A 12,157-nucleotide genomic window follows, 5' to 3' on the forward strand; every position below is an offset into this window, starting at 1 on the left:
TTATTCGTCAAAAGGCTTGCGGCGCGTCGATTTAATGGCGGCATTGCGCTGTTTGGACTTTAATCTTTCCAGTTTGGAGGCTAATGTAGGCCTGGTGGCTTTACGGTCTTTTTCGACGGTAAGTGCCTGGCGAACGAGGCGATCGAACTTCTCGACGACCTTTTCCTTGTTAGCCAGTTGCGAGCGCTCGGTCTGGTGATATAATACGAGCACTTTACCGTTCGTTAATCGGTTGGATAATTTTTCGGTCAGCTTTTGCTTGTCCTCGCCGGTCAGGAATTGCGAATTCGGAATATCAAAACGCAGCTCTACCTTTGTTTCTACCTTATTCACATTTTGCCCCCCTTTACCACCGCTCCGGGCTGTCTGAAAGACCAGTTCGGAATGCAGGATTTCAGGATCGATCATCTGTAATTGAAGTTTTGTTAACACGTGTTAATGTCCGGCGGAGCCATTAAACCAGAATCTAAAAGTAACGTCCAAGAACCGATTTTTAACAACAGGAAAACAATTAAAACATAAAGTCATGGACACCATGCGTACACTAAGAATAATCGGCCTGTTCATTTTGATGCTCGGCGGTGTTTCGGTTTCCAACAAAACCCAGGCACAACCTGGTTTCAGGATCACCTTTGAAACTTTTTACGACGAGCTCACACCCTATGGCCGCTGGATGCGTAATCCGCAATATGGTTCCGTCTGGATCCCCGACGTGCCCCGTGGCTTTCAGCCCTACTCCACCGCCGGTTACTGGGAACAGACAGAATATGGTAATACCTGGGTTTCGGAATACGACTGGGGCTGGGCACCTTTCCACTACGGTCGCTGGTCGTACGACGATTATTACGGTTGGTTCTGGGTGCCTGATTACGAATGGGGCCCGGCTTGGGTTAACTGGCGTTCGGGTGGCGGCTATTACGGCTGGGCACCACTGGGACCGGGCGTGAATATCAATGTATCGATCAACATTCCGTCTTTCTGGTGGGTGTTTGTACCCCAACGCTATATCCTGAGCCCCGGCTGGCACTCGTATTGCGCACCGCAAAGACGCGTATCGCATTACTACAACAACACAGTGGTAATCAATAACTATTACCGCAACAACAACCGCACCTATGTGTATGGTCCGCGCCGCGACGAAATCGAACGTATCACCCGTAGAAGCGTGCCGGTGCGTACAATCGACGCGAGCCCAAGAGGCCGCGGACGGGTGATTATCGCTGACCGTGGAAATGGCCGCTACGACTACGGTACACGGGATCATGACCGCGGAGGCCGCACAATCGACGCCAACCCACGTATCGACCGGAGCAACCGCAACGACGATAACCGGATTGAACCCGGCGATAATTCAAGACGGGGCTCACGCAATCCATTCGATGACCGCGACAGCCGCATCGAACGCAACCGTGAATCGAATGATAACCGGAACGACCGGTACGAAGCACCAAACCCCAGCCGCAATGATCGCTATGAAGCACCAAACCGCTCGGAACGTAACCGCGATTATGGTAACCCCGGCAACAGCCCCGAGCGCCGTTCGGAACGAGTGGAACGCCCGAACATAGAACGCCCTGAGAGACAGGAACGCAGCAACCGGTCATTCGAACCGGCGCCGCGTGTGGAACGTCAGGAAAGAAGTGCACCGGAACCTCGCAACAACGACCGTGGTAACCGCGGTGGCGGCGATAATGGAAACCGTGGCGGCGGTTCCAGTGAACGCAGCGGCAGGGGCCCGAGATAATTGCACCCCTTAACATAAAAACAACCCGGCGGGATAGTAAGTATTCTCCGTCGGGTTGTTTTTGTTTTAAAAGTGTTATTTTTAGCTTGATCCCCAACCCACGGTATTGAATGGAAATACAATTTGACATTGAGTTCAAGGAGAGTGCACCCAAGTACATGCAGATCATCAAATCGCTGTTGCAGGCGATTAGCAAAGGAAAGCTGAAACGAGGCGATAAAATACCTTCCATTAACCAGTTAAGTGAGGAATACCTGCTTTCTCGCGATACCGTCGAAAAGGCCTACAAGCACCTGATCAAGGACGGCGTACTGATTTCAGTTCGCGGGAAGGGCTATTTCATCAACCGGGTAGACATTGAAACTTCACTTCGTATCCTGCTGGTTTTTAATAAAATAAGCAATTACAAAAAGCAGGTTTACAATGCATTTGTCGAGAATATCGGCCGCAATGTGAATGTAGATCTGCATATTCATCACTCGAATACCAACATCTTCAAAAACCTGATCAAGAACAGTCTGGGTGAATACGACTATTACGTAATCATGCCGCATTTCTACGAAAAAATGGAAGAAGCAGTCGAGACACTGAAAATGATCCCGCCGGAGAAACTGATTTTACTTGACAAAGACATTGAATTTCCGACCAAAAAGCATTCGGCCGTTTTCCAGAACTTCGAGAAAGACATTGTGCACGCGCTGAACGAGGCGGTGGATTTGCTGAAAGTTTACAAAAAACTAATCCTCATTTTCCCCACGATGATCCGCTATCCGAAGGAAATCATCAAAGGTTTCCGGATTTTCTGCATTCAGCACGAGTTCGAGCACGAGATCATGTATGATTTTCACGAAAACGGCGTGGCGATGAAGGATACGGCTTATGTGGTGATCGAAGAAAACGATCTGGTGAATCTGATCAAAAAGTGCAAGGAACAACAGCTTGTGGTAGGAAAAGACGTTGGCATTATTTCCTACAATGAAACGCCACTGAAAGAGATCCTGCTCGATGGCATTACCACCATTTCGACGGATCATGAGCAAATGGGTAAAGCGGCAGCCGAGATCATCAAGGAAGGAAAAAGGGCCATTATCAAAAACCCGTTTACATTGATTCGGCGGAAGTCGCTTTAAGCGATGTCGCATTGCGTAATGTCACACTGAGTAGTGTTATTCTGAGAGAAGTCAAAGGACGTCAGTCTGAGCGAAGTCAAAGGATGTCAGTCTGAGCGAAGTCGAAGGATGTCAGTCTGAGCGAAGTCGAAGACAGTCAGTACCGTGACGTCGTACATGCGCTTCGACCGCCCGGCGGCCCGGTTCGCTCAGCGTGACAGAGTATTACAAACCGGTGGCTACCGTCAGCTTCCCACGCTCATTCAGCAGTTCATTGCGGACGCCCAGGTGACGGTACAGCCCGATCGGGTCGAGCGAACCACCGCTCAGGCGCATGGCCTCGCGCACGAGCGGGCGCACGTCGGTGCGGAATGCATTCTGCAATATCTGTTGGGCCAGTACCACGTCGTTATCGTTGCGGGCCTGTTCCAGTTTCTTCCGGTCAACGAGCAATGCCTGTGCTTGTGCGATCAATATGGCTTCTACCGATTGCAGCAGGTCTTCCAACGGATCTTTCACATTATGGCTCGCGTCGATCATCCAGGCGTAGGTGTCGCTGGCGCGGTTGGCGCGTTTCATACCTTCTACTAACTCTACGAAAATCAGGAACAGTTGATATGGGCGAATGGCACCTACCGTTAAATCATCATCACCATATTTGGAATCATTGAAATGAAAACCTGCCAAACGGCCTTCCATCATCAGTGTCGCTACGATCTGCTCGATGTTTGCATTGGGTAAATGGTGGCCCAAATCAACCAGTACATCTGCTTTCGGGCCGAGTTTCTGGCAGAACAGCAACGAGCTGCCCCAGTCCTGGATCACCGTTGAATAGAAATTAGGCTCGTAGGCTTTGTATTCCACATAAACTTTCCAATCATCGGGCAATGCGGCGTAGATCTCCTGCAAAGATTCCAGTGTATTCTGAAAAGCCCGCACAAAGTTCGATTGGCCAGGGAAGCAGGAACCATCCGAGAGCCAGATCGACAGTGATTTGGAACCCAGGTTCACACCATGCTTGATAACCTCGATATTATGTTCGACCGCCTGCTTGCGCACCTTCGCATCCACATGCGAGAGCGAGCCGAATTTGTATGAATGCTCCTGGTCTTTCTGATCCTGAAATGTATTGGAATTCACCGCGTCGAATTTCAGGTCAAGCGACGTCGCCAAATCGATGATCGGCTGTGCCTGGCCGGGTATATCCCAGGGAATATGCAGCGAAATGGAGCCGCTCGAACGGTTCAATGCGTGCAGCAGGCCAACATCTTCAATTTTCTCTTCCAGCGAGCGAGGTTCCCCTACTCCCGAAAAACGTCCGAAACGCGTGCCACCGGTGCCCAATGCCCAGCTCGGGATCGCTACCTGGAATGCTTCCAGCGCTTTTACGATGTCTTTTGCATTGATACCCTGCTCACCCAGCTGCTCTTGCAGGAAAATGAACTGGTTGTTATGCCGCGAAAATAGGCTGTCGTTATGCTGGTCGATCTGATATTGTTCAATTTTCATCTGGATAGAATTAAAAAGACTTGGCAAGTCTGTACAACCCGCCAAGTCTGATTTAACATATTTTGATCATTATCTCAGGAATGCCGCAGGAACACCGCCGTCGACATTGATAACGTTTCCGGTGCTCTTGTTAAGCAAGCCGCTCACGAAAATGTATACGCCGTTCGCAATGTCCTCTGTATGGATTTCCGCGTTCAGTACGGTCCTTTTCGCATAGTAAGCTGGCAGTTCTTCGACTTTGATACCATACGCTTTCGCACGTCCGGCAGCCCAGCCGCTTTCCCAGATCTTGCTTCCGGCAATTACCGCATCGGGGTTCACCACATTTACACGGATCTTGTCGGGGCCTAGTTCCGCTGCCAAGAGGCGCGACATATGCTGCTGAGCCGCTTTGGCTGTTCCGTAAGCTACATTGTTCGGGCCGGAAACAATGCCATTCTTGCTCGCGATGTTGATGATATCACCGCCCAGGCCTTGCTGACGCATAATAGCCACCGATTCCTGCGATACCAGGAACTGGCCTTTTACCAACACATCCTGCAAAATATCCCAGTCTTTGATCGTTGTATCCGCCAATGGTTTCGAGATCGACAAACCGGCGCAGTTTACGACGATATCCAACCCGCCGTATTTCAGTTTCGTCGCATGCAATGCCGCTTTGATCGCCTCGTCGTCGAGCACGTTCGCTACGGTCGTATCCGAAAAGTCCTTGCCGAATTTCGCATCGAATTCCGCTTTGGTTTCGGCCAATGCTTTTTCATCAATATCCGAGATCACCACACAAGCGCCTTCCTGCAATAGTTTTTGGGCAATTGCCTTACCGATACCGCCTGATCCGCCGGTTACGAAAGCTACTTTGCGGGATACCGATTTCTCTTTCGGCATACGCTGCAATTTTGCTTCTTCCAGCAACCAGTATTCGATGTCGAACGCTTCCTGCTCCGGCAATGAAACATAAGAAGAGATCGCCTCGGCGCCTTTCATTACATTAATTGCATTGATATAAAACTCAGCCGCAACACGTGCAGTCTGCTTGTCTTTGGCGAACGAGAACATACCCACGCCTGGCAACAGGATGATCACCGGATTCGGGTCACGCACTGCGGGGCTGTTGGAATGCTTGCAACGCTCGTAATAAGCGATGTAGTCGGCACGGTATGCTTCGAATTGCGGACGGATGTGATCCAGGATTTCGGCGTCGGCCGCTTCGAGTTTTTCAAATGGCAGGTCAAGTACCAACGGACGGATCTTCGTACGCAGAAAGTGGTCAGGGCAACTGGTACCGAGGGGCGCCAGTTTGTCCAGATCATTACTTGCAATAAATTCCAATACACGCTCGTCGTCGGTAAAATGACCGATCATCGCCTGCTGCTCGGAAGCCAGACCGCGCAAATAAGGCGCCAGCTTGCCTGCTATGGAAGCGCGGCGCTCTTTCGGCTCGCTTTCCAGGCGTGCGCCCCCGAAAACAGGGCGTTTTTTGCCGTAGTTTTCAGCCAGGTATTCCGACGCTCTTTCGATCGTATCGAGTGTATTAATGTAAGATTCGTAAGCAGTATCACCCCAGGTAAACAAGCCGTGGCCACCCAGTACGATACCGCGAATGCCCGGATTGTCATTCAACGCCTGTTCCAGTTGAAGGCCGAGATCGAAGCCGGGGCGCTGCCAGGGTACCCACGCCAGCTCACCGCTGAACAGTTCCTTTGTAATAGCCTCACCTTCCTTCGATGCCGCTATCGCGATCAATGCATCAGGGTGCAGGTGGTCGATATGCTTGAAAGGCAGCAAGCCGTGCAGCGGCGTATCGATAGACGGAGCCTTCGATTTCAGGTCGTAAATGCAATGGTTGAACAGCTCCACCATTTCATCTTCGAATTCCAGTCCGCGGTAGATGTTTTTCAGGCTATGCAGGCGGTCGACATACAGACCGGCCAGGCCGCTTCTTGTTAAAGTACCAATATCCCCTCCTGAACCTTTGATCCACATCACTTCTACGGGATTGCCTGTCAGGGGATCTTTTTCAATGGTTTTACAGCTTGTGTTTCCACCAGCATAGTTGGTCAGGCGAAGATCCGCACCCAACAGATTTGAACGGTACAGAAGAAGTGCTACCTGATCATCACCCAGGGAAGCGGCTTTCTCTTCATCCCATAAATAGCTTACGTACCTGTACTGGCTTACTTTAGAACTGCTCATATTTGTTTCCTGATTATTTATCGTTTTTGAGGTAAAAGTTCTTCTTTCCTGAAAGTATTTTAACAGATTAATACTACTCTGAACTTATGTGCAAGATTAGGAAACTTAGCAAAGCACACCGTCCTGTTGTATCCTGCATGTTGAAATAAATTGAGAATTAATGTGAGAATTGGAAGTTTTATATAAAATAAATGGCCTGAACCGTGCTTGTAACAGTTCAGACCACGAAAAAGAGAAATAACCTTACTGCGCTAGCGCTTTATTAACAGTTTCTTTGAGACATCTCCGATTTTGATAGTGTAGATGCCTTCTTTTAAATCCTTGACATCAAGCTTGCCGACAGACAAATTCGCATTGCTGATAACTGGTCTCCCGGTCGAGGTAATTATAGACACCTGCTCATTTCCCCTGGCTCCGGCCACTGTCAGCTCCGTCTGTGCCGGGTTCGGGTAAATGCGGATGGGCTCCTTAGCCGCTTTGACGGCAATCGTTTTCGAGAATTCGAATTTCCCGTCATAATCCAGCTGCTTCAAGCGGTAATAGCCCATTACCAGCGGATTGAGATCGGTAAAGTGATAAAACTGGTTCTCCTGTGTGTCTCCGCTTCCATCTACAAAACCGATTCTTTCGAATGTTCGCGCGTCGGCACTTCGCTCGATTTCGAAGCCTTTGTTGTTGGTTTCGGCAGTGGTTTTCCAGGTTAGTTGGGTTTGGTTGGATTCGGATTTGGCTTCGAAGAAGACGAGGGTTACCGGGAGCGTCATACTATAAATTTCGCTTGTCAACGTCAGCGTTGTAACAATCGAGTTTGTGACGGTCACGTGGTAGTTTCCTTCCTGCGGTGCCAGGTACGTGCTATCTCCTACCTTGGTTGCTATCAGCTCTCCGAAGCGGTACCAGCGATAAGTGTTATTGGCCAGGGTTCCGCCCGCATAGACGGATAATGTGCGATTCGTTTTCGAAACGCCTATTTTCTGTTGCGGGATGTTGACCGACAATCTGGAAAAGTTGGTCTCCATTCCGTCGAATGTAAACTTGTTTCCAGCTATTTGTAACCTGTTAATTTTAATGTTGGCAATATTCGGGATAGCCCCGCTCAGATTATTCCCGCTCAAATCCATGAGCCATGCTTTCGACAAATTATTGATCGAGGCAGGTAAATTTCCGTTTAGCTCATTGTTGGCAAGAGTCAGCGTTTCGAGGTTCGACAAGTTTCCGAGTTCCGTAGGGATATTACCCCCTGCTTTTAAGCCTGTTATACTTAGAGACGTCAAGCCGGTCAGGTTGCCGATCTGGCTGGGAATAGGGCCTGTGAGCCCTTTGCCAGATAAACTCAACGATTTCAGATTGACCAGATTACCTATTCCTCCGGGAATGTTCCCTGAGAGCCCGGTGTCCGTGATCTCCAATTTGGTCAGGTTGCCCAGGTTTCCAATTGACGCCGGCAATGTTCCTGTAAAACCACAATTCGAAATAACCAGCGTTTTCAACAGTGTCAGATTACTTATCGATACGGGAAGATTTCCCAAATCAGGTGAAGTGATGTTCCCCGCGTGGAGCATTGTGAGTGATTCCAAAGTAGTTGCGTTTCCGATAGACTCTGAAATCGGTCCTGCAGGTGATATACTAAGCACTTTCAATCGGGGCAACGTCCACAGCACGTCCAATCCGTCGGGATCAAGATTATTGTTACTCAAATCCAGCGTCTCGAGACTTACCAGATTAGCGAACTCTGCGGGAATTTCGCCTGTCAGGGGTGAACGCGGATTTAGCCCTTCCGACCAGGACAGATAGAGATCCCGCAGCGCCGTCAGGTTACCAATTTCGGGCGGGATTTGTCCAGAGAAATCGTTACCACTGAGATTGAGTACCACCACGCGGCCATTTTCGCAGGTAACTCCGTACCAGCCGCACGGACTGGCGCCTGGCTGGCTGGGGAGTGGCCAGGGCTCGTCCCTTTCGGAATACCATCCGGTACCCCCCATTGCATTATAGACGGCGATAAGCGCAAGCCGATCCGCTTCGAGCGTTTGTGCAAAGGTATTAAATGAACAAAATAGAAGAAGGAAGGATAAAATTTGCTTCATACAAGAACTTTATAAGAATGACACCCTTAAAGTTCCCGTAATTTCATCAAATATTTACGTTCGGTTACAAAACTTTTCCGCTATTTGCTGATCAGTAGTCTCCCTGCCTCGGTACCAATCTTAATGGTATATAAGCCGGGCTTTAACGATTGAATAGAAATTGGTTTTGTTGCACTAGCCTGGGTTTTCAGAACAGTCCTGCCAGCCTCATTTACCACCTGTAAATCCTGCACCCCATCTATACCTGAAACAATCACGTGGTCCGAAGCAGGATTAGGATAAATCCTAAGCGTCTTGCTACTTTTCACTATGATGATCTTCGAATATTCAAATTTCCCGTCATGATCGAGTTGTTTCAGACGGTAATAACCATTGAATAGCGGGCTCAAATCCGTAAAATGATAGGTATTAACTTCTTTGCTATCCCCATTACCATCTACAAAACCGATCTTTTCAAAACTCCGGGCATCAGCGCTGCGCTCGATTTCGAAGCCTTTATTGTTGGTTTCAGAAGTCGTTTTCCATGTAAGCTTGGTTTGGTTGTTTTCGAATTTTCCGTCAAAGGAAACCAGCGTTACCGGCAGCTTCACGGCCACGTAGTTCTTTGTTACCAATGTTAAACCAGGTACAAGACTGTTGGTCGTTTCCACTCGGTAAATGCCCTCGCCATCAAGATCCACCATATTCACACCGCTCACGGTCCTGATGAGCACATCGCCTTTATAAAGTTTGTGTGTCAGGTTGGCGATCGTGCCTCCCGTGTTAGGTCTGATCTGGGTCGGGATGCAACCAACGCACAATGGACCTATCAGCGTTGCGTCGATCAGTGCCTGTGGTGCGTACACGTCAAGGCGGCTGATATTAGCCTCCATTCCCTCAAAATTGAAGTTATTGTTGAGAATGGAAATGTATGCAGAAACCGGTATGCCCAGAATGTTGGGAATCGGCCCCGTGAGCGATTGATTGTCAAGGTCCAGCACTTGAAGGCCGGTCAGATTTGCAAATGTCGAAGGAATTGTGCCGGTTATCAGGCCTTTCGGGTGGCCTCTCAGGTAATTGCTATAAGAAAGATAAAAATGTTTAAGCTCGACAAGATTCCCCAGCGATGCCGGAAGTGTGCCGCTGAAATCATTATGCAACAAATAAAGGAATTGGAGTTTAACAAGGTTTCCCAGCTGGGCAGGCAGCGCACCGGTAAAATTTTGAGACGACAGATCGAGATATTCCAGTTCAGTCAGATTCCCTATCTCGGCTGGGATACTACCTGAAAGATTACCATATGGGGTAAACCCGGCGTCGATCGCCACAAAATGCAGGTCAAGTGATTTCAACTGCGTAAGATTTCCGATCGAAGCGGGAATGGCCTCGTCGCACATTACCCCGGCCAGATTTAAGTTTTCAAGATTCACGAGATTCCCGATCTCCGGAGGAATATTGCCTGTTACCCGCTGCTCGGGAAGCTCGAAGTCGGTTGAAAAGCTGAAATCCAGGTTCTTTAACGCCGTAAGGTTACCAATGGCCGCTGGTATGGTTCCGCCTACGTTATTATTGGATAGATTCAGGCCGGTTACACGACCTCCTTCACAAGTGACCCCGTACCAGCCACAAGGGCTATCCCCGGTCGTTCCGGGTACTGTCCAGTTCGTTTTTGAAAACCAGTTTGCCCCTTCCATGCTGTTGTAAATCGCTACCAAAGCCAACCGATCGCTTTCCAGCGACTGGGCGAAGGAATATTGCGAAGTAAGCAGAATGAGTAGTAAGAGTTTACGCATAATCTTTTTAATTATCTAATAACAAAAAATTTAATACCTTTTCCATCCAGCATAACAGTATAAACACCGGTCGTTAGCTTCGAGATACCTATACGTTGCTTTTCCGCTACCTGCCGCTTCATGACAACGCGGCCCGTCTGATCGAGGATAGAAACCATTTGAGCATTTCCTATCCCGGATACAATCAGATATTCCTGTGCAGGATTTGGATACACACACACATTTGCATTTCCACTTTTTACTGCAATCACTTTTGAATACTCGAATTTTCCATCGTGATCGAGCTGTTTCAGACGATAATAGGAGTTTGTCAACGGGTTCAAATCCGTGAAATAATAAGTATTAACTTCTTTACTATCCCCATTACCATCCACAAAACCGATCGTCTCGAAAGCCCGTGCATCGACGCTGCGCTCGATTTCGAAGCCTTTGTTATTGGTTTCAGAAGTCGTTTTCCAGGTAAGCTTGGTTTGGTTGTTCTCCGACTTCCCATCAAAGGAAATGAGCGCCACGGGCAGCGGAGGCTCAACAAACTTCGTATTTGTAGACAATACAAGGTCCGGGAGCAGACTATTTCGGACTTCTATCCGGTAGGAGCCCTCTTCCGTAGCCCAATAATCCCCGTATTGTTGATTTGAAGGCACCTCAATTTCGTCCCTAAAATATTTATAGGCGTTAGTGGCGTGATAAGCTTGCACGCCTTCGGCCTTGATAACAGAAAAGTTAGGAAAGCCAGGAGTCACAATCAATGAAATCAAGCCTTGCGGAGCATACTTATCGAGTACCGTTCGGTTCTCGATGGTACCCGCCAGGCCAAAAAGGTTATTGCTGACGTCGACAGACGCTGCCACAGGAATTCCCAGAATATCAGGAATCGGCCCGGTCAGGTTGTTATTGGACAAATCCAGTTTCGTCAGTTTGGTCAGATTGTTAAAAGACGCCGGGATAGCCCCTGTCAACTTGTTCTGGCTCAAATCCAGCACTTCCAGGTCCGTTAGCCCAGACTTGATGGAATCGTACCCGTGACACCCCCATGGCGCATGATCAGCGTTTTGAGCTTGGTGAAATTTCCCATGTAGGCAGGAATAGCGCCCACCATTCCTTCGCCCTGCATTGCAGCGTCCTCTACTGCAAGACGCAGATATTCCAGATTAACAAGATTGGCAAATGAGGGAAGAGCAGACCAGTTGTGATAGGGTGACAGTGAAAGATGTTTCAGTTTGGTCAGATTATTTATAACCGACACATTGACGCCAGTCAGCTGATTACCACTTAAATCGAGGTATTCAAGGTTTGAGAGATTTCCGAGTTCGACAGGCAAATCGCCATAAAAGTAGAGGAACTCGCCTCCGGGGCCGGACAGGTCCAGATGTTTCAGTGCCGAAAGGCCTCCTACTGCTGCCGGTATAGGCGCAACGATGTCATTGTCTTTTATGACCAGCTTGGTAACGCGCCCGCTCTCGCAGGTCACCCCGAACCAACCACAGGGATTATCACCCGGATTTCCGGGGACAACCCAGCCTGTGTTGTCATACCAATTATTTCCGCCGGTAGCCTGGTAGAATGCAATGAGTGCCAACCGATCGCTTTCCAGCGACTGACCAAATAATTGAATTGAAATAAAAAGGCACAACAACCCCAGTAGACATTTTTTCATAGTGTTACTAAAAAGTTTAAGTAATTCCTCGAAAAACGTTGAGCGGGTGCCTGGGCGACAGAACAATGCTGCCGGTACTGTAAGAA

Annotated in this window: 9 protein-coding genes; 2 read left to right on the plus strand and 7 right to left on the minus strand. The window is 48.8% G+C overall.

Annotation, left to right across the window (positions count from 1 at the left end):
* A complete protein-coding gene (arfB, locus tag AAHB90_RS27195) occupies positions 1 to 408 on the minus strand; it encodes an alternative ribosome rescue aminoacyl-tRNA hydrolase ArfB (RefSeq protein ID WP_342088394.1) in 408 nt (135 codons plus the stop codon).
* A gap of 118 nt (positions 409 to 526) precedes the next feature.
* Here arfB and AAHB90_RS27200 point away from each other — a divergent pair, with 118 nt between their 5' ends.
* Positions 527 to 1,744 carry a DUF6600 domain-containing protein gene (locus tag AAHB90_RS27200; protein ID WP_342088395.1) on the plus strand — a complete coding sequence of 406 codons (1,218 nt, stop codon included), beginning with the start codon at positions 527 to 529 and terminating at the stop codon, positions 1,742 to 1,744.
* 110 nt (positions 1,745 to 1,854) lie between these two features.
* A complete protein-coding gene (locus AAHB90_RS27205; RefSeq protein ID WP_342088396.1) occupies positions 1,855 to 2,874 on the plus strand; it encodes a GntR family transcriptional regulator in 1,020 nt (339 codons plus the stop codon).
* 204 nt (positions 2,875 to 3,078) lie between these two features.
* Here the strand turns inward: AAHB90_RS27205 and AAHB90_RS27210 are convergent, their stop codons facing one another.
* The 6 genes from AAHB90_RS27210 to AAHB90_RS27235 form a co-directional block, all read right to left on the minus strand.
* Positions 3,079 to 4,362 carry a sugar isomerase gene (locus tag AAHB90_RS27210; protein WP_342088397.1) on the minus strand — a complete coding sequence of 428 codons (1,284 nt, stop codon included), beginning with the start codon at positions 4,360 to 4,362 and terminating at the stop codon, positions 3,079 to 3,081.
* Positions 4,363 to 4,431: 69 nt separating this feature from the next.
* On the minus strand, positions 4,432 to 6,555 hold the full coding sequence (locus tag AAHB90_RS27215; RefSeq protein WP_342088398.1) for a bifunctional aldolase/short-chain dehydrogenase: 2,124 nt from the start codon (positions 6,553 to 6,555) through the stop codon (positions 4,432 to 4,434).
* 251 nt (positions 6,556 to 6,806) lie between these two features.
* Positions 6,807 to 8,642 carry a leucine-rich repeat domain-containing protein gene (locus AAHB90_RS27220; RefSeq protein ID WP_342088399.1) on the minus strand — a complete coding sequence of 612 codons (1,836 nt, stop codon included), beginning with the start codon at positions 8,640 to 8,642 and terminating at the stop codon, positions 6,807 to 6,809.
* An 80-nt stretch (positions 8,643 to 8,722) separates the two neighbouring features.
* The gene (locus AAHB90_RS27225; protein WP_342088400.1) at positions 8,723 to 10,414 is read right to left on the minus strand and encodes a T9SS type A sorting domain-containing protein; all 1,692 of its coding nucleotides are present in this window, start codon (positions 10,412 to 10,414) and stop codon (positions 8,723 to 8,725) included.
* Positions 10,415 to 10,425: 11 nt separating this feature from the next.
* Positions 10,426 to 11,397: a T9SS type A sorting domain-containing protein gene (locus tag AAHB90_RS27230; protein WP_342088401.1), complete on the minus strand. Its 972-nt coding sequence runs from the start codon at positions 11,395 to 11,397 to the stop codon at positions 10,426 to 10,428.
* 11 nt (positions 11,398 to 11,408) lie between these two features.
* A complete protein-coding gene (locus tag AAHB90_RS27235) occupies positions 11,409 to 12,071 on the minus strand; it encodes a hypothetical protein (RefSeq protein ID WP_342088402.1) in 663 nt (220 codons plus the stop codon).
* Positions 12,072 to 12,157: the final 86 nt, after the last annotated feature.

Origin of the sequence: Dyadobacter sp. OTU695 (assembly GCF_038440355.1) — a bacterium.
Taxonomy (GTDB): domain Bacteria; phylum Bacteroidota; class Bacteroidia; order Cytophagales; family Spirosomataceae; genus Dyadobacter.

What these genes read in the sequence shown, in the direction of transcription:
- arfB (WP_342088394.1), bottom strand. Translation starts at nt 408, where the DNA reads ATGATCGATCCTGAAATCCTGCATTCCGAACTGGTCTTTCAGACAGCC.
- AAHB90_RS27200 (WP_342088395.1), top strand. Translation starts at nt 527, where the DNA reads ATGGACACCATGCGTACACTAAGAATAATCGGCCTGTTCATTTTGATG.
- AAHB90_RS27205 (WP_342088396.1), top strand. Translation starts at nt 1,855, where the DNA reads ATGGAAATACAATTTGACATTGAGTTCAAGGAGAGTGCACCCAAGTAC.
- AAHB90_RS27210 (WP_342088397.1), bottom strand. Translation starts at nt 4,362, where the DNA reads ATGAAAATTGAACAATATCAGATCGACCAGCATAACGACAGCCTATTT.
- AAHB90_RS27215 (WP_342088398.1), bottom strand. Translation starts at nt 6,555, where the DNA reads ATGAGCAGTTCTAAAGTAAGCCAGTACAGGTACGTAAGCTATTTATGG.
- AAHB90_RS27220 (WP_342088399.1), bottom strand. Translation starts at nt 8,642, where the DNA reads ATGAAGCAAATTTTATCCTTCCTTCTTCTATTTTGTTCATTTAATACC.
- AAHB90_RS27225 (WP_342088400.1), bottom strand. Translation starts at nt 10,414, where the DNA reads ATGCGTAAACTCTTACTACTCATTCTGCTTACTTCGCAATATTCCTTC.
- AAHB90_RS27235 (WP_342088402.1), bottom strand. Translation starts at nt 12,071, where the DNA reads ATGAAAAAATGTCTACTGGGGTTGTTGTGCCTTTTTATTTCAATTCAA.